18 protein-coding genes are annotated in these 15,765 nt (G+C 71.2%); 10 read left to right on the top strand and 8 right to left on the bottom strand.

The genetic code is table 11. The features are described from left to right. Positions 1 to 41 precede the first annotated feature (41 nt). The 3 genes from ACGFNV_RS27525 (at position 42) to ACGFNV_RS27515 (ending at position 3,664) form a co-directional block, all read left to right on the top strand. A complete protein-coding gene (locus ACGFNV_RS27525; RefSeq protein WP_393625796.1) occupies positions 42 to 1,436 on the top strand; it encodes a multidrug effflux MFS transporter in 1,395 nt (464 codons plus the stop codon). Then, complete coding sequence (locus tag ACGFNV_RS27520) at positions 1,388 to 2,566, top strand: serine hydrolase domain-containing protein (RefSeq protein ID WP_393625794.1); 1,179 nt, start codon at positions 1,388 to 1,390, stop codon at positions 2,564 to 2,566. The genes ACGFNV_RS27525 and ACGFNV_RS27520 overlap by 49 nt, the downstream gene beginning before the upstream one ends. Before the next feature lie 108 nt (positions 2,567 to 2,674). Then, complete coding sequence (locus tag ACGFNV_RS27515; protein WP_393625792.1) at positions 2,675 to 3,664, top strand: small ribosomal subunit Rsm22 family protein; 990 nt, start codon at positions 2,675 to 2,677, stop codon at positions 3,662 to 3,664. Positions 3,665 to 3,673: 9 nt separating this feature from the next. Here ACGFNV_RS27515 and ACGFNV_RS27510 read toward each other — a convergent pair whose 3' ends face one another. Next, positions 3,674 to 3,850, bottom strand: a complete 177-nt coding sequence (locus ACGFNV_RS27510) for a DUF6243 family protein (RefSeq protein WP_393625790.1) — start codon at positions 3,848 to 3,850, stop codon at positions 3,674 to 3,676. A gap of 106 nt (positions 3,851 to 3,956) precedes the next feature. Here ACGFNV_RS27510 and ACGFNV_RS27505 point away from each other — a divergent pair, with 106 nt between their 5' ends. After that, entirely contained in the window at positions 3,957 to 4,583 is a 627-nt protein-coding gene (locus ACGFNV_RS27505) for a TetR/AcrR family transcriptional regulator (RefSeq protein ID WP_393625788.1), read from the top strand. A gap of 178 nt (positions 4,584 to 4,761) precedes the next feature. Continuing rightward, on the top strand, positions 4,762 to 5,499 hold the full coding sequence (locus tag ACGFNV_RS27500; RefSeq protein ID WP_393625787.1) for a bifunctional DNA primase/polymerase: 738 nt from the start codon (positions 4,762 to 4,764) through the stop codon (positions 5,497 to 5,499). A gap of 9 nt (positions 5,500 to 5,508) precedes the next feature. Here the strand turns inward: ACGFNV_RS27500 and ACGFNV_RS27495 are convergent, their stop codons facing one another. The 4 genes from ACGFNV_RS27495 to efeO are packed head-to-tail and all read right to left on the bottom strand — an operon-like array spanning position 5,509 to position 9,766. Further along, entirely contained in the window at positions 5,509 to 6,510 is a 1,002-nt protein-coding gene (locus ACGFNV_RS27495) for a hypothetical protein (protein ID WP_393625785.1), read from the bottom strand. After that, entirely contained in the window at positions 6,470 to 7,342 is an 873-nt protein-coding gene (gene efeU / locus ACGFNV_RS27490) for an iron uptake transporter permease EfeU (RefSeq protein ID WP_393625783.1), read from the bottom strand. Before efeU ends, ACGFNV_RS27495 begins: the two co-directional genes overlap by 41 nt. A 3-nt stretch (positions 7,343 to 7,345) precedes the next feature. Further along, positions 7,346 to 8,599 carry an iron uptake transporter deferrochelatase/peroxidase subunit gene (gene efeB / locus ACGFNV_RS27485; protein ID WP_393625782.1) on the bottom strand — a complete coding sequence of 418 codons (1,254 nt, stop codon included), beginning with the start codon at positions 8,597 to 8,599 and terminating at the stop codon, positions 7,346 to 7,348. Between the two features lie 15 nt (positions 8,600 to 8,614). Further along, positions 8,615 to 9,766, bottom strand: coding sequence for an iron uptake system protein EfeO (efeO, locus tag ACGFNV_RS27480; RefSeq protein WP_393625780.1), 1,152 nt, complete (start codon positions 9,764 to 9,766; stop codon positions 8,615 to 8,617). A gap of 222 nt (positions 9,767 to 9,988) precedes the next feature. Between efeO and ACGFNV_RS27475 the strand changes: the two genes are divergently transcribed. Beyond that, the gene (locus tag ACGFNV_RS27475; protein WP_393625778.1) at positions 9,989 to 10,633 is read left to right on the top strand and encodes a PhzF family phenazine biosynthesis protein; all 645 of its coding nucleotides are present in this window, start codon (positions 9,989 to 9,991) and stop codon (positions 10,631 to 10,633) included. 12 nt (positions 10,634 to 10,645) lie between these two features. On the opposite strand, the gene map is transcribed toward ACGFNV_RS27475, so the two are convergent. Further along, positions 10,646 to 11,503, bottom strand: a complete 858-nt coding sequence (gene map, locus ACGFNV_RS27470; RefSeq protein ID WP_133926758.1) for a type I methionyl aminopeptidase — start codon at positions 11,501 to 11,503, stop codon at positions 10,646 to 10,648. Positions 11,504 to 11,561: 58 nt separating this feature from the next. Between map and ACGFNV_RS27465 the strand changes: the two genes are divergently transcribed. Then, positions 11,562 to 11,792 carry a hypothetical protein gene (locus ACGFNV_RS27465; RefSeq protein WP_393625776.1) on the top strand — a complete coding sequence of 77 codons (231 nt, stop codon included), beginning with the start codon at positions 11,562 to 11,564 and terminating at the stop codon, positions 11,790 to 11,792. Between the two features lie 252 nt (positions 11,793 to 12,044). Here the strand turns inward: ACGFNV_RS27465 and ACGFNV_RS27460 are convergent, their stop codons facing one another. After that, positions 12,045 to 12,638, bottom strand: coding sequence for a hypothetical protein (locus tag ACGFNV_RS27460; protein ID WP_393625774.1), 594 nt, complete (start codon positions 12,636 to 12,638; stop codon positions 12,045 to 12,047). A 79-nt stretch (positions 12,639 to 12,717) separates the two neighbouring features. Here ACGFNV_RS27460 and ACGFNV_RS27455 point away from each other — a divergent pair, with 79 nt between their 5' ends. From ACGFNV_RS27455 to ACGFNV_RS27445, 3 genes are all read left to right on the top strand, one after another. Further along, complete coding sequence (locus ACGFNV_RS27455; protein WP_393625772.1) at positions 12,718 to 13,830, top strand: exo-alpha-sialidase; 1,113 nt, start codon at positions 12,718 to 12,720, stop codon at positions 13,828 to 13,830. 37 nt (positions 13,831 to 13,867) lie between these two features. Then, on the top strand, positions 13,868 to 14,593 hold the full coding sequence (gene npdG, locus ACGFNV_RS27450) for an NADPH-dependent F420 reductase (RefSeq protein WP_393625770.1): 726 nt from the start codon (positions 13,868 to 13,870) through the stop codon (positions 14,591 to 14,593). A gap of 91 nt (positions 14,594 to 14,684) precedes the next feature. Further along, entirely contained in the window at positions 14,685 to 14,900 is a 216-nt protein-coding gene (locus tag ACGFNV_RS27445; protein WP_393625769.1) for a hypothetical protein, read from the top strand. On the opposite strand, the gene ACGFNV_RS27440 is transcribed toward ACGFNV_RS27445, so the two are convergent. Beyond that, positions 14,890 to 15,690, bottom strand: coding sequence for a site-2 protease family protein (locus ACGFNV_RS27440; RefSeq protein ID WP_393625767.1), 801 nt, complete (start codon positions 15,688 to 15,690; stop codon positions 14,890 to 14,892). The genes ACGFNV_RS27445 and ACGFNV_RS27440 overlap by 11 nt on opposite strands. Positions 15,691 to 15,765: the final 75 nt, after the last annotated feature.

The raw sequence follows: 15,765 nt of genomic DNA, 5'->3' as shown, positions 1-15,765 counted from the left end.
AGCATAGGGGCGGATCACTGGGAGAGGGAGGGGCACCATTCATGCCGGAGGCTGAGGAGTCCACGGAGTCCACGGCGCCCGTGGCGTCCACGGCGTCCACAGCGTCCACATCGAACGCGTCGCAGACGGCCGACGCGAAGACCGAGCCGAACAAGCCGAACGAGCCGAACAAGCCGAACAAGCCGAACGAGCCGATCGAGTCGTCCGCGCGCACCGCACGCGGCACCGGTCTGCTCGTCACCTTCGTCCTCGGCGGCCTCACCGCCACGCCCCCGCTGGCGATGGACATGTACCTCCCGGCCCTGCCCGAGGTCACCCGCGCCCTGCACGCGCCCGCCGCGACCGTCCAGCTCACGCTCACCGCCTGCCTGGCCGGAATGGCCCTGGGGCAGTTGGTGGTCGGGCCGATGAGCGACAAGTGGGGACGTCGGCGCCCGTTGTTGACCGGCCTCGCCGTGTACGTCCTCGCGACCGTCCTGTGCGTGTTCGCGCCGAGTGTGGAGTCCCTGGTCGCCTTCCGGCTGGCGCAGGGGCTCGGGGGCGCCGCCGGGATCGTCATCGCCCGGGCCGTCGTACGCGACCTGTACGACGGTGTGGCGATGGCCCGCTTCTTCTCCAACCTCATGCTGATCTCCGGCGTCGCCCCGATCGTGGCGCCGCTCATCGGCGGGCAGATCCTGCGGGTGACGGACTGGCGGGGCGTGTTCGTGGTCCTGACGGTCGTGGGTGTGCTGCTGGCCGGGCTGGTGTGGGCGCGGCTCCCGGAGACCCTTCCGGTGGGGGAGCGGCACTCCGGCGGCGTGGGCGAGGCCCTGCGCTCAATGCGGCGCCTCCTCGCCGACCTGCCCTTCACCGGCTACATGCTCGCCGGCGGCTTCGCCTTCGCCGCGCTCTTCGCCTACATATCCGCCTCCCCGTTCGTCATCCAGGAGATCTACGGCGCCTCCCCGCAGACCTTCAGCCTGCTGTTCGGCCTGAACTCGGTCGGACTGGTCGTCGTCGGCCAGCTCAACGGCAAGGTGCTGGTCGGCCGGGTACGCCTGGACAAGGTGATGGCAGTGGGGCTCGGGATCGTCGTCCTGGCCGCGAGCGCACTGCTGCTGATGGCCACCGGTGCCTTCGGAGAGGTCGGCCTGGCCCCTGTCGCCGCCGCGCTGTTCGTGCTGATGTCCGCGATGGGCCTCGCCCTGCCCAACGCCCAGACCCTCGCTCTCCTGCGCACCCGGAACTCCGCCGGGTCCGCGTCCGCTCTTCTGGGTACGTCCTCCTTCCTCATCGGGGCGATCGCCTCCCCGCTGGTCGGGGTCGCCGGGGAGCACACCGCCGTCCCGATGGCCGTCGTCCAACTGGCGGCAGGGGTGGTGGCACTCGGCTGCTTCGTGGGAATGTGCCGTCCCTGGAAGACCGGCGCGGGCGCGGAGGGAGCGGGCAGCTGAGCGCACCGAGACTGCGCAACGACACACCGGAGCGGGCCGGGCTCGACCCGGAGGAGTTGCGGCTGCTGGTCCGTGACGTGCACGACCTCACCACGGGGGAGCCGCCCTGGGCGCCGGGCGCCGTCGTGGTCGCCGGGCGTGGACCGGTGATCGCGGTGGAGGAGGCGGCGGGCTGGGCGGTGCGGTACGCGCGCCACAACCCCGAGACGGGCCGGGGCGTGGAACTGCCGCGCCTGGCCCGGGTGCCGATGACCGTCGACACGCCGTTCGACCTGGCGTCCCTCACCAAGCTGTTCACCTCGGTCGCCGCGGTGCAGCAGATCGAGCGCGGCACGCTGGGGATCGACGCGCGGGTGGGGGCCTATCTGCCGGACTTCCGCGCGGTCCGCGAGTACGGGATCACCGTACGGCAGCTGCTGACTCACACCTCCGGGCTGCCGCCCGAGCTGCCGCTGTACGACTGCCCGGACGACACGGCGCGGCTGGAGATGCTGCGGGGGGAGGCGCCGGTGCGGGAGCCGGGTTCCTCGTACCTGTACTCCGACCTGAACATGCTGATCCTCCAGCACCTGCTGGAACGCCTCACCGGGCGCACCCTCGACGTCCTCGTGCACGACGGGATCACCCGGCCGCTGGGCATGACGTCGACGCGGTTCGATCCCTGCCCCGGCGCGGCGGCGACCGAGGACCAGCGGCGGCCGTGGGCCAAGGTGGACCGGGGGATGCTGCGCGGTGTCGTCCACGACGAGAACGCCTGGGCGCTGGGCGGGGTGGCCGGGCACGCCGGCCTCTTCTCGACGGGGCGTGACCTCGCGGTCTTCTGCCGTACGTTGCTGGCGGGCGGCTCCTACGGGCCCGCCCGCGTCCTCGGCCCCGACTTCGTGGAGCTGATGCTGACCCCGCCGGGGCTGGGCTTCGCCGTCGACCAACCGTGGTTCATGGGGGAGCTGGCGGGGCGGGGGGCCGCCGGTCATACGGGGTTCACGGGGACGTCCCTGGTTCTCGACCCGGCGACGGACACGTTCCTGGTCCTGCTGACCAACAGGGTCCATCCGCATCGGGGGGTGCCGGACAGCCGCCCCCGGGCGGGAGCGGCGACTCGGGTGGGGCGGGCGGTTCGGGGGGCTTGAGCCGGCTTGCGTGGTGCGGGCGGTCGGGGGGGCTTGCGCCGACTCGCGTGGTGGGCGTCGCCCCGCCGGTGCGCACCCGCGGGTCCCCGGGGCTGCGAGAATCGGGGCGTGAACGTTTCCGTGTCTGTTGCCGAGAGTCTGCGTGGGGCCCTTGCCGGGCTGCTTGACGGGGTTCCGCCCAGGCAGGCCGCCGGGGCCGTGGAGCGGCTCATCGCCAACTATCGCGGGGCCACGCCCACGGACGCGCCGATTCTGCGGGACCGGGCCGATGTGGCCGCCTACGCCGCCTACCGGATGCCGGCGACCTTCGAGGCGGTGCGGGCCGCGTTGGAGGCGTTCGCCGAGGCCGTGCCCGGGTGGGTGCCGGGCAGTCATGTGGACGTCGGGGGTGGGACGGGGGCCGCGACCTGGGCGGTCAGTGCCGTATGGGACGGGGAGCGGCCCGTGACCGTGCTCGACTGGGCCGAGCCCGCGCTCGCCCTCGGGCGGGAGATCGCCGGCGCCAATCCGGCGCTGAGCGGCGCCCGGTGGCAGCGTGCCCGTATCGGGGCGGGGCTCAGCCTCGACCGTGCCGACCTCGTCACCGTTTCGTACGTTCTCAATGAGCTCACCCCGGCCGACCGGGGTGCCCTGGTCGATGCCGTCGCCGCTGCCGGGCAGGCCGTTGTGATCGTCGAGGCCGGTACGCCTGACGGGTACGCCCGTGTCATCGAGGCCCGGGACCGGCTGATCGGCGCCGGTTTCCATGTCGCGGCCCCCTGCCCGCACAGCGCCGCCTGTCCCATCGTCCCCGGGGCCGACTGGTGCCACTTCTCGGCCCGGGTCAGCCGTTCCTCCCTGCACCGGCAGGTCAAGGGGGGCTCTCTCGCCTACGAGGACGAGAAGTTCAGCTACGTCGCCGCCAGTCGGGCCCCCGTGCTTCCGGCCGCCTCCCGTGTCGTCCGGCGGCCCCAGATCCGTAAGGGGCAGGTCCTGCTCGATCTGTGCGAGGCGGACGAGCGACTGACGAAGGCGACCGTCACCAAGCGCCACGGTGATCTTTACAAGGCGGCCAGGGACGCCGACTGGGGCGATCCCTGGCCGCCGGCCGAGCGCTGACTCCGACGTTCACCGCTGGTTCTCGCGCCCTTCCTGGAGTTTGCGCAGCAGTTCCCGTTTCTGGGTCCCGGGGTCGGTGGCGCCGCCCACACGGCCGTTCCTGCCACCACCCCTGAGCGCCTTGCGGCCGAGGTTCTTCCGAGTGCCGCCGACACCCAGCATGTTTCCGTTTCCGCCTCGCGTCATCACGGTCTCCCTTCGCCGAAGTGAGTGACGAGACGTATCGTCTCGTATCTACGGTCACCACTATTCGGCGAGACGTTCCGTCTTGTCAACCTGATAAGTTCGCACCATGGCCGCTCAGAAGTCCGCCCCCGACACCACCCGCCGCAGCGAGAAGTCCCGCCGCGCCATCTACGCCGCCGCCCTCGAGCTCGTCGCAGAGGTCGGCTATCCGAGGACCACGATCGAGGGAATCGCCGCCCGCGCCGGCGTGGGCAAGCAGACGATCTACCGTTGGTGGGGGGCGAAGGCCGACGTTCTGCTGGAGGCGTTCCTGGACCTCGGCGAACAGGCGGCGCGGGACGCGGGGAAGTCGGAGCGGGAGCCGTACGTCATCCCGGACACCGGCGACCTCGCCGCCGACATCAAGGCCGTGTTGCGGGCCACCGTCGACCAGTTGAAGGATCCCCGGTTCGAGGCGCCCGCCCGGGCCCTGGCGGCCGAGGGCGTGGTCAACGAACAGGTCGGCCGCGAGTACATGGCCAAGCTCATGGAGCCGTCCATCCAGCTGTACGTCGACCGCCTGCGCTCCGCCCAGGAGGCCGGTCAGGTCCGCCCCGAGATCGACCCGCGCATCGCCCTCGAGTTCTTCATCTCCCCGCTGGCCCAGCGCTGGCTCCAGTACACGGGCCCGATCTCCTACGAGTACACCGACACCCTCGTCGACTACGCGCTGCACGGTCTCGCCCCGCGCTGAACGGTCCCCAAGGCACGGTCTCGCCCCGCGTCGGCCCCCACCTCACGGCAAAGCGGCCGATGGGAGTCCCCGGTATGTCTTGTCTCACCCACCCCGGATGTCGGCTCCGGCCCCCAGGAACGCAGGATGGTGGGACCATGGGGCATGCTGTCCGCACCACAGCGAGGCGAGGGGATAGATGAGCGCGGAGTTCGGCGGCCGAACCGGCCGGCAGGGCAAACTCTCCCAGTGGCTGCGGGGACGCCGCCCCAAGGAGGTCACCGGCGACGGTGGTCGTGAGGCCCTGCTGGTCGCCGCCGCCGAGGCGGGGCTTCCGCTCGCGCCCGCCGCGTATCCGGCGCCCGGCCATCGGTGCTCGTGTGACCGCGTCGGCTGTCCCACGCCCGCCCGGCACCCGGTGTCGTTCGCCTGGCAGACGCAGTCCACCACCGACCGCGCCCAGATCGAGCGGTGGGCCCGCAACCAGCCCCAGGCCAACTTCATCACCGCCACCGGCATGGTGCACGACGTGCTCGACGTGCCCCTGGAGGCCGGTCGGGAGGCGCTGGAGCGGCTGCTCGGCGCGGGGGTCGAGGTCGGGCCGGTCGCCGAGAGCGACGACGGGCGGATGCTGTTCTTCACCTTGACCCGTGGTACGCCCGAGGACGAGGACGAGTGGTGGCCGTGCGAACTGGACTGTCACCCCGAGACGATGGACGAGCATCCCGGGCTTCGGTGGCACTGCCGGGGCTCGTACGTGCTCGTGCCGCCCGCTCGGTTGCCCGGTGACGACGGGGCGTCCGTGCACTGGGTGCGCGGGCTCGAACACCCGCTGCCCGACCCGCTGAGCCTGCTCGAAGTCCTCACGGACGTCGGTGCCCGGCACGCCGGTCAGGAGTCCGACCAGGTGAGCGCGGGCTGGCCCCTGGGGCACTGAGCGCGGCCGTCATTCGCCCTGAGCGCCTGTCAGGCCCTCGATGCGGCCCAGCACCGACACCTTTCCGCCGTCGTACTCCCTGCCCGGGTCCAGGGCCACCTCGTTGGAGACGAACTCCATCGTGAGGGACTGCTTGATCTCGCCCTTGGTCAGCGCCCGCACGTTCTTGTTCGGCGTGGGGACCGACGTGCCCGACGCGGCCGTCTGCTTGACGTAGTGGTGCGTGGTGAAGAACACCAGCGCGCCGCCGTCCTTCGTGCGCAGTGCCAGGGGCGCGTAGTCGCCGCTCGTCAGCGGCTCGTCGACGTACTGCGTCGCCAGGCCCGGCCTGGTGGCGTTCTTCTGCCGCTCCGCCCGCCACGCGCTGGTGTGCGTACCGCTCGCGAAGGTGCTGCCGCCGTTCTTGAGGTAGGTCGCGTAGTCGTCGCTCAGGTTCTTCGGTGCCACGGCGAGTTCCGTGGAGTCCGCCGGCACGGCCTCGGCCCAGCCGTCCGCGTCCGTCTTGAACTCCGGTACCGCGTCGGGGGCCACCAGGGTCAGGTACGACACCTGCCAGGGCTCGGACAGGTCGTCGCGCATGAACACCAGCAACCAGCGGGCGTCGCCGCCCTTGTTGGCCTTGGTGTCGGCGACGAACCAGCGCGGCCAGCCCGCCTTCTTGGGGATCGTGTACTTCGCGTCCGACAACACCAGTGGGGCGTGCGCCGCGTTGCCGCTCGGGCTGGTGGCGTTGCCCGCCTTCAGGCGGGCCGCGTCGATGTCCCCGAGCGCCCCGGTGGTGTAGTCGGCGTCCAGCGAACCGTCATAGGCCTTGTCGGCCGCGTTGTACGCGTTCGTGAACTGCTTCAGTGCCTTGGCGGCCTCGGCCCGCGTGGTGGCCGGGATTGCCTCGCGTTCCCCGTGCACCACCACGCAGCCGCTCGACGTCAGCGACAAAGCGGTCAGTGAGACCGCTATGAGTGCGTTCCGGTCACGCCTGCGGAGCCTTCGAGGGCTGCGATCCCTGGTCATCAGGTGACTTCACCTTCCCCTTCCCGGAGGCGAACCCTACCGGGGCGAGGAAGATCGCGAGCGTCGGGATCAGGTACAGCAGCCACACCGTGACCTGGAGCACGGTCGGATCCGCCTGGAAGTTGAAGACGCCCTTCAGCAGGGTGCCGTACCAACTGTCCGGCGGGATCGTGCCGGTGATGTCGAAGGCCTTGTCGGTCAGGCCCGGGAGCCAGTCGGCCTCCTGGAGGTCGTGGAAGCCGTACGCCAGCACACCGGCCGCGATCACGACCAGCATGCCGCCGGTCCACGTGAAGAACTTCGCCAGGTTGATGCGCAGGGCGCCCCGGTAGAACAGCCAGCCCAGGAGGGCGGCCGTGGCCAGGCCCAGGGCGACGCCGACCAGCGGGCGGGGGGTGCCGTCGCTCGCCGCGTGCACCGACACCCACACGAACAGGGACGTCTCCAGGCCCTCGCGGCCCACCGCCAGGAACGCCGTCGCCACCAGGGCGCCCGTGCCCATGCTCAGGGCCGCGTCCAGCTTGCCGTGCAGCTCGGACTTCAGGTGCCGGGCGGTGCGCCGCATCCAGAACACCATCCACGTCACCAGGCCCACCGCGAGGATCGACAGCGAACCGCCGAGCGCCTCCTGCGCCTTGAACGTCAGCTCCTGGGAGCCGAATTCGAGGACGCAGCCGAAGCCGAGGGCCAGGGCGACCGCGACGCCGATGCCGATCCAGATGGGCCTGATGGCGTCCCGGCGGTCCGTCTTGACCAGGTAGGCGATGAGGATGCAGACGACGAGGCTGGCCTCGAGCCCCTCGCGCAGACCGATCAGGTAGTTGGAGAACACGGGCTACGCCTCCTTGGAGAACAGCGTGCTTCCCCACCAGTCGTCCTTGTCACGGACGCCGGGCGGGACCGCGAAGACCGCCGAACCCACGTGCTGGATGTACTCGTTGAGCGCGTCGGTGGCCAGGTTGCGCTGCACCTGGATGAACCCCTTGCGCACATCCCTCTGGTACGCCAGGAAGAACAGGCCCGCCTCCAGGCGGCCCAGGCCGTCCGTGCCGTCGGTGAAGGAGTAGCCGCGGCGCAGGAGGGTCGCCCCGTGGTTGGAGTCGGGGTGCGCGAGCCGCACGTGCGCGTCGGGCTTCATCGCCTTCAGGAACGGTTCGTCACGTTCCTTGGCCTTGCCCACGGGTGCGCCCTCGCCCTTGTCACGGCCGAAGATGTCCTCCTGCTCCTGCAGGGAGGTGCGGTCCCAGGTCTCGATGTGCATGCGGATGCGGCGGGCGACGAGGTAGGAGCCCCCGGTCATCCACTGCGGGCCGTCCTTCTCGTCCACCCAGACATGCTTCTTCAGGCGGTCCGTCTCCGTGCCCGCGATGTTGCGGGTGCCGTCCTTGAAGCCCATCAGGTTGCGCGGGGTCTGCGCGTCGGGGGTCGTGGACGACGTCTTGCCGAAGCCGAGCTGCGACCAGCGGATGACGACCTTGCCGAAGCCGATGCGGGCGAGGTTGCGGATGGCGTGCACCGCGACCTGGGGGTCGTCCGCGCACGCCTGCACGCACAGGTCGCCGTCGCTGCGGTTCTTGTCGAGGTTGTCGCCGGCGAACTTGGGCAGGTCGACGAGGGCCTCGGGACGCTGCTTCGCCAGGTCGAACTTGCCGAACAGCGACGGGCCGAAGCCGATCGTGAGGGTCAGCCGCGACGGCTTCAGGCCCAGCGCTTCACCGGTGTCGTCCGGCGGTGCCTCCGCGAGGCCGCCGTACGCGCCCTCGCCGACCGCGTGCCCGGCCGTCATCCGGCGGGCCGCCTCGGTCCAGTCCTTCAGCAGCTGGACGAACTCGGCGCGGTCGTCGGTGGTCACGTCGAACGCGGCGAAGTGCAGCCGGTCCTGCACGGGCGTGGAGATGCCCGCCTGGTGCGCGCCGTGGAAGGCTACGGCGGCGCCCGCGTCGGCACCGGCCGGGTCGACGTCGTTGCCGGTACGGGTCATCGCGACCGCCCCGCCGGCCGCGGCGGCGCCGAGCGCGAGCCCGGCCCCGCCCCAGCCGATCAGCGCGCGGCGGGAGGGCGTGGGGGACGTGCTGTCGGTGTCCGTCATGGTCGAGTCCCCTGTCTACTTCGCGACGGCGGCGGCGAGCTTGGACAGCGGCTCCGCGAGCGCGTTGACCGCGTCCGACAGCTCCTTCTGATCCGCCTTGCCGACCTTGTCGTACGAGGTGAAGTCGTAGGACGACTTGTCCGCGCGGTACTTGTCGAGCAGCGTGTTCAGCGTGCCGAACTGCTTGTCCAGCTCGGTGGTCAGCGCCTTGTCGTTCTCCTGCGCGACCGGCTTGAGCAGCTCGTACGCCTTCTGCGCGCCCTCGACGTTGGCCTTGAAGTCGACCAGGTCGGTGTGCGAGTAGCGCTCCTCCTCGCCGGTGACCTTGCCGGTGGCGACCTCGTCCAGCAGCTCCTTGGCGCCGTTGGCCATGGAGGTCGGGGTGATGTCGGCCTTGCCGACCCGCTTCTGCCAGTCCTTCAGGTCGGTGATCAGCTGGTCGGCGAGCTGCTTCTCGCGGTCGCCGATCTTCTTGTCCTGCCAGAGGGCCTTCTCCAGGCGGTGCCAGCCGGTCCAGTCCTTCGCCGGGTCCTGGCCGTCCTCCAGGCCGTCCTCGCGGACGTCGACCTTGGGGTCGATGTCGCCGAAGGACTCCGCGACGGGCTCGGTGCGCTCCCAGCCGATCCGGGAGGGCGCGTAGGCCTTCTTGGCGGCCTCCAGGTCGCCGCCCTTGACCGCCTTGGCGAAGGTCTCGGCCAGCGGCAGCGTCTCGTCGGCCTGGGCCTGCACATAGGTGCGGTACGCGGCGACGGCCTTGTCCAGGCGCGGGTCGCGCTGGGCGGCCTTGCCGCCGGTGACCGTGAGGGTCTGGCGGATGCCGTCGCCCTTCATGCCGGGCTTGCAGGCGATCTCGTACGCGCCGGCCTTGACCTCGGCGGTGACGCGCTGCTTGGTGCCGGCGCCGATGTTCTCGCGCTCGGTGACGACGCGGTCGTCCGGGAAGAGGACGTAGACCTCGGTGACCTTGGAGCCCTTGTTCTCGATGTCGAGCTCTATGTGCCCGGCGGGCACTTCCTTCTTCGACGTCTCGCACTTGTCGTCGGTGGCGGTCACGCTGATCACGTGGTCGCCGTCCTTCGCGCTGCTCTTCTCGGTGCAGCCCGTGACGGCGGTCAGGGCCGCCGCGGTGGCGGCGGCGGTGACGACGGACAGTCTGACGGCACGCATGCGGGCTCCCAGCGGCTGGCTCAAAAAGGTCGTGACAGAGCTCACGAAGGTTGGTGAGGCTCGCCTAACTTATCCGAGGCTTACCTGTGCGATACCCCTGCATGCCGTGATTCACCTCTCATGGACGCTGTAAGAGCGCGAGATGATCACGGTGACGTAAATCGGACACCATGGAAAGGTCAAATAGAGTTCAAAGATCGCGGGGAGTGTTTCAATGCGCGGGTGACTGACTACGACGTGCTCCGCGTCTTCTGCGCGCCGAACGGCGGCTACGGCAACGAACTGGGCGTTGTCCGTGAGGGGTCGACGGTGCCGGAGCGGAGTGACCGGCAGGCCCTGGCGGCCAAACTCGGCTTCAGCGAGACGGTGTTCGTGGACGACCCCGAGCGCGGGATCGTCGACATCTACACCCCCGGCCTGCGCCTGCCCTTCGCCGGGCACCCCTGCGTGGGTGCGGCCTGGCTGCTCGACGTCCCCGAACTCGTCACCCCGGCCGGTGTGCTGGGTGCCCGTCAGGACGGGGAGTTCAGCTGGATCGAGGCGCGCGCGGAGTGGGCCCCGCCGCGCACCCTGCGGCAGTACGCCACCGCCGCCGAGGTCGACGACCTGTCCGTCCCGCCGCCCGGCGAGTGGATCTACGCCTGGGCCTGGGAGGACGAACCCGCCGGCCGCGTCCGCGCCCGCGCCTTCCCCGGCCGTGACGACGGCATCGAGGAGGACGAGGCGACGGGGGCGGCGGCCATGCTCCTGACGGACCAGCTGGGGCGAGCCCTGAACATCACCCAGGGGGCCGGGTCCCAGATCCTCACCGCGCCGCAGCCCTACGGCTGGGTGGAGATCGGCGGACGCGTCTTTCTCGAACGGTAGACGCGGCGGTGGCTACGGCAGCGTGAGGATCTCCGCGCCCGTCGCCGTCACCACCAGCGTGTGCTCGAACTGGGCCGTCCGCTTGCGGTCCTTGGTGACGACCGTCCACCCGTCGTCCCACATGTCGTACTCGTGCGTGCCGAGCGTCAGCATCGGCTCGATCGTGAACGTCATCCCCGGCTGGATGACCGTCGTCGCGTGCGGGCTGTCGTAGTGCGGGATGATCAGCCCGGAGTGGAAGGACGAGTTGATGCCGTGCCCGGTGAAGTCCCGCACCACGCCGTAGCCGAAGCGCTTGGCGTACGACTCGATGACCCGGCCGATGATGTTGATCTGCCGGCCCGGCTTGACCGCCTTGATCGCCCGGTCGAGCGACTCCCGGGTCCGCTCCACCAGCAGCCGCGACTCCTCGTCGACGTCACCCACGAGATACGTCGCGTTGTTGTCGCCGTGCACCCCGCCGATGTACGCCGTCACGTCCAGGTTGATGATGTCGCCGTCGCGCAGCACCGTGGAGTCCGGGATGCCGTGGCAGATGACCTCGTTGACCGAGGTGCACAGCGACTTCGGGAAGCCGCGGTAGCCCAGCGTCGACGGGTAGGCGCCGTGGTCGCACATGAACTCGTGCGCCACCTTGTCCAGCTCGTCGGTGGTGACGCCCGGCGCGATCAGCTTTGCGGCCTCGGCCATCGCCTGCGCGGCGATCCGGCCGGCGACCCGCATCGCCTCGATCGTCTCGGGGGTCTGCACCTCCGGCCCGGTGTACGGCGTCGGCGCGGGCTTGCCGACGTACTCGGGGCGGCGGATGTTTCCGGGCACGGAACGGGTGGGGGACAGCTCCCCCGGTACGAGCAGCGACTGGGCAGACATGCCAGCGAGTCTATCGAGCGGGTATGGGGGAACATGTCGGTGGCGAGAGGAGCTGGTCATGTCCCTGTTCAAGAAGCGGACGGTCGGTAAGCCGGGCGAGTGGTACTACTGCCTGGAGCACAAGAAGGTCGAGGAGGGGCCGGAGTGCCCCGCCAAGGACCGCTTCGGCCCGTACGCCTCCCGTCAGGAGGCCGAGCACGCGATGGAGAGCGCCCGCGAGCGCAACGTCCAGTGGGAGAACGACCCCAAGTGGCACGACGCGCCGACGGGTGACCAGCGCGGGGACTGATCACGCGGGTGAGGCGGGGGCGGCCGCCTCGCGCCGTTCCCGCAGCCGCACCGCGTGCTCGTTCGTGCGGACGTCGTACGTCAGCGCGTGGTCTGGCGCTGGCGGGGTGTGCGTGGCCGGGGTCGGGCGGGGTGCGCGCGGCCTGGCGCTGACGGGGTGCCGCCCGCGCCCATCTCCCCCACTCTCGCTCTCGGCTTCGCTCGAGCGGGGGGACCCCCACGCCCCGGCGGCACGACCGCCCGCACTATGACCTCACCAGCGGGACGGTGGCGGAGCTGTCAGGAGTTCGGCCAGGCGGGACAACCGGTCCCGGAAGCCGCGGGCGGCGGGCCTGGCGTTCTCGCCGGCCGCCGCGCTCACCAGGTGCTGCACGGTGTCGAGGTCCAGCTCCGCCCCCTCCGGCACCGCGAGCGCCTCGTGGGCCATGCCGGCCAGCTCACCCTCGCCGGGGCCGAGCGCCAGCACGGTCACCCCGGCGCGGCGGGCGTCGTGCACCCGTTCCAGCAGGGGAGCGGCGGGCCCCCGCGGGGCCACCACCAGCAGGGTCTCGCCCCGTCGGGCCGCCTCGATCCGCCCGGGCCCGACCGCGAGGTGCGCGGGATCCGAGGGGCGCGCGTGATGTCGTACGAGCGTGGGCGCGAGCTCCGGCGTCCCCGACCACGCGGCCTCGTCCGTCAGATGCGCCGCCAGGTGCCACGGCTCGTACTCCGGTGTTCCCACGAGCAGCAGGCCACCCCCGTGGGACACCACGGACCCGCGTAACGCCCCCGCGAACCGCCGCGTGGCCCCCAGCCACTCCGTCCCGGCGAGCACCTCACGCAGCAACGCGACTCGTACGGCGTCCATGCGCCCGCATACTGCCGTAACCGGCCACCGTTGACCCCGCGTTCACGCCGAATTCGCCCGACGTGGGGAGGGCCCGCCCATGACCGAGGCATCTGAGGCATCCACGTCCGAGGCGTCCACGCCCGACGCGTCCGTCCCCTTCCGCGCAGGCCTTGAGGGCTACGCGAGCTTCCGGATCCCGGCCGTCGTCGCCCTGCGCTCCGGGACCCTGCTCGCCTTCTGCGAGGGCAGGGTCGACTCACGGAACGACTTCGGCCACATCGACATCGTCCTGAAACGGTCCGCCGACGGCGGCCGCACCTGGGGCCCCCTCCAGGTCGTCGCCGAGAACGGCGACGCCCTCGCGGGCAACCCCGCCCCCGTCGTCCTCGACACCGGCCGGATCCTGCTCGTGCACGTCCGCAACGCGGCCCTCGCCACCGAGGAGGCCATCCGGCGCGGCGCGGTCGGCCCGGCCGACGGCCGCCGTGTGTGGGTGCGGCACAGCGACGACGACGGGCTCACCTGGTCGGCCCCGCGAGAGATCACCCCACAGGTGAAGCGCGAGGAATGGCGCTGGTACGCGACCACCCCCGGTCACGCCGTCCAGTTGAGCACCGGCCGGATCGTCGTCCCCGCCAACCACTCCCTCCCCCCGGCCGACGGGGACAACGGCACCGAGGGCCGTTACAACGGCGGCCACTGCCTGCTCAGCGACGACCGGGGCGAGACCTGGAGCATCGGCTACGTCGACGACAACCCCGACAACTACATCAACGCCAACGAGACCACCGCCGCCGAACTCCCCGACGGCCGCGTCTACTTCAACACCCGCAACGACTCCCCGTCGCCGGGCACCCGCGCCGACGCCCACTCCGCCGACGGCGGCCGCACGCTCGCCAAACCCTTCCGCCCCCAGGCCGGCCTGACCGCCCCCGTCTGCCAGGCGAGCGTCCTGCAGCTCCGCGACCCCGACCTGCTCCTCTACTCGGGCCCCGCCGACCCCGGCTCCCGCGCGCTGATGACCATCCGTGTCTCCACCGACGGCGGCACCACCTGGCGCCCGGCGTTCACGGTGGACGGCCTGCCCGCCGCCTACTCCGACCTGGTACGCGTCGACGCCGACACCGTGGGGCTCCTCTACGAGACCGGCGACTTCGGCGCGTACGAGACGATCACCTTCCGGCGGGTGCCCGTGAGCCGCCTCACCTGAGCGGAAGGCGGCGCGCGTGCGCACGTACAGTCGGGCCATGACCTCTACCGACAGTGCACAGCAGTCCACCGGCACCCCGGCCAAGGCCCCCGCCAAGGACCCCTGGGACCTCCCCGACGTCTCCGGGCTCGTCGTCGGCGTGCTCGGCGGGACCGGGCCGCAGGGCAAGGGCCTCGCCTACCGGCTCGCCCGGGCCGGGCAGAAGGTGATCATCGGCTCGCGGGCCGCCGACCGCGCCCAGGCCGCCGCCGACGAGCTCGGGCACGGCGTCGAGGGCGCCGACAACGCCGAGACCGCGCGCCGCAGCGACATCGTGATCGTCGCCGTGCCCTGGGAGGGCCACGGCAAGACCCTGGAGTCCCTGCGCGAGGAACTGGCCGGCAAGCTCGTCGTCGACTGCGTCAACCCGCTCGGCTTCGACAAGAAGGGCGCCTACGCGCTGAAGCCGGAGGAGGGCAGCGCCGCCGAGCAGGCCGCCGCCCTGCTGCCGGACTCGCGAGTGACCGCGGCCTTCCACCACCTGTCGGCGGTCCTCCTCCAGGACCCGGAGATCGAGGAGATCGACACCGACGTGATGGTGCTGGGCGAGGAGCGCGCCGACGTGGAGATCGTGCAGGCGCTGGCCGGCCGCATCCCCGGAATGCGCGGCATCTTCTCGGGGCGGCTGCGCAACGCCCACCAGGTGGAGTCGCTGGTCGCGAACCTGATCTCGGTGAACCGGCGCTACAAGGCACACGCGGGGCTGCGGGTCACGGACGTCTGAGGGATGGGGGACACTGGTGGCATCGGCGGCGCCGAGTGCCGCCGACCGTGTCGAGCAGTGCCCGCAGTGTCCCCCGACAGGAGCCCACCCCATGCCCCCGTTGCCCCCACCCGGCCCGGCCCGGCGACTCGCCGTCTACGCCTTCGTCGTCTGCGCCCTCGCCGTGGCCGCGGCGGTCGTGTCCTTCGTCCAGGGCAGCTGGCTGGGCGTCGTATGGGTGCTGCTGGCGGGGCTGTCGTCCAACATGTGCTGGTACTACGTCAAGCGCGGCAGGGCATCCCGGCAGGGCCGCTCCGTCACGGGCTGACCGAGCAGAACTCGTTCGTGCCCTGCCAGAACCGGAAGAGTTCCTGACCGCAGTACGTGTCCAGCTGGGTGATCCCGAGGCCCTTCAGGATCGAGTCGATCACGTCGAAGAACGCGGAGTTGATCGAGGGCACCCACAGCAGCGCGAACACGAACAGCAGGCCGAACGGTGCGAACGGCTCCACCTGGCGCCTGATGTTGTACGACAGCCAGGGCTCGATCACGCCGTAGCCGTCCAGGCCGGGCACCGGCAGGAAGTTCAGGATCGCCGCGGTGACCTGGAGCATGGCGAGGAAGCCGAGGGCGTAGCGGAAGTCCGTCGGTACGCCGTCCAGCGCGTCAAGCCAGAAGGGGGCGGTGCACACCACGGCGAACAGCACGTTCGTCAGCGGGCCGGCCGCCGAGATGAGGCTGTGGCGCCAGCGGCCCCGGATGCGGCCGCGCTCGATGAAGACGGCACCGCCGGGCAGACCGATACCGCCCATGATCACGAAGATCACGGGGAGCACGATGCTGAGCAGGGCGTGGGTGTACTTCAGCGGGTTCAGCGTGAGGTAGCCCTTCGCGCCGACCGAGATGTCGCCGCTGTGCAGGGCGGTGCGGGCGTGGGCGTACTCGTGGAGGCAGAGCGAGACGATCCACGCCGACGTCACGAACAGGAACACCGCGACGCCGGGCTGCTCGGCGAACCCGGACCAGGTGGCCCAGCCCGTGACCGCGGTGACGGCCAGGATCCCGACGAAGACGGGACTGATCCGCCGGTCGCTGCGGCGGGTGAGGGCGGTGGTCATGGGGCTCCCTGAGCTCTCGGGCACACGGTGGGACTGCCCGACCGTACCGGGCGCACGGGGGAAACGTCTCGGGGT

The sequence above is a fragment of the Streptomyces sp. NPDC048751 genome, assembly GCF_043198595.1.
Classification (GTDB): domain Bacteria; phylum Actinomycetota; class Actinomycetes; order Streptomycetales; family Streptomycetaceae; genus Streptomyces.
The sequence above is the reverse complement of the archived record's forward strand: the minus strand, read 5'-3'. Positions and strand labels throughout refer to the sequence as shown.